We start from the raw sequence: 911 nt of genomic DNA, 5'->3' as shown, positions 1-911 counted from the left end.
TTCCCCGGAGGAAAACATGGTCAGGCAAAAGTGTAGCGGTATTAGGCGCAGCTATTTAGGTGATAGCATCTCAATATATCTTGTTCCGATGGGCAACAAAACCCCTCAGGAAATAAATACATCATATGGTCAGTGTTGGGATGTTGATTTTTATAACTTTAGGGACGTACATTTATTGTTAGATAAAAATTTTATATCAACCTTAATTAAGGATGTGATATCTGAATCTGTAAATTCTGCAAGGAAATACAAAATTGACGAAGAAGGTATAAAGGATTTGGAGTGCGAGTTTTTAGTTTCAATTTATTGCGAAAAAACAAGAAGAAATTATTTATTCAAGTATACAGTAACCAAGCAAATGAGTGGTGATATATTTGTGCCTGCCGTTGAAATGAGGGAGGTTGGACGTAATGAATTGGTGTATATAGGCGTCCCTGAATATGGGAACGAAATGATTAAATGTCATCATGAATTCATAAATAGCCCCGACTTCTCAAAGTTGACCCAATGCGAAGGCTTAGACTCTGATAAGTTGGAGTTTGTTGAGAATAAATCCATATTTAATTTCATGATAATTAAATTTATCGATGTAGTGAAAGGTTGTAGCGATGATAACTACAAAATAATCGACTTCCCCGTGTTTGGATTGAATATTGACAGAACTAAAATTGAACTAAAAACATATAAATATGAAGATTAAATGACGGTTTGTATTATGCTATGAAAAATATAGTTCCCTGTTGAAAACCCTCTTGTTTGATGCCACTGAATTAATTGTGGCATTAGGCTCTCAAAGCTATTGCCTAACACATTTTAAGGAGACGGGCATCTCAATTTAGCTGCTACATCATGTGTCAAGGCTCAATTGAAATGTCCGTTATCCAGCTCAATTAAAATGACCACTTTGATCT

At 34.9% G+C, this 911-nt stretch carries 1 protein-coding gene; it reads left to right on the top strand.

Features of this window, described 5'->3' with window-relative positions; genetic code table 11:
• A partial coding sequence (locus ACOTYN_RS26395; RefSeq protein ID WP_421634811.1) for a hypothetical protein occupies positions 1 to 700 on the top strand: 700 nt, incomplete at its 5' end.
• Positions 701 to 911: the final 211 nt, after the last annotated feature.

Origin of the sequence: Enterobacter cloacae complex sp. IR5458 (genome assembly GCF_049238025.1) — a bacterium.
Lineage (GTDB): Bacteria > Pseudomonadota > Gammaproteobacteria > Enterobacterales > Enterobacteriaceae > Enterobacter > Enterobacter kobei.
The sequence above is the reverse complement of the archived record's forward strand: the minus strand, read 5'-3'. Positions and strand labels throughout refer to the sequence as shown.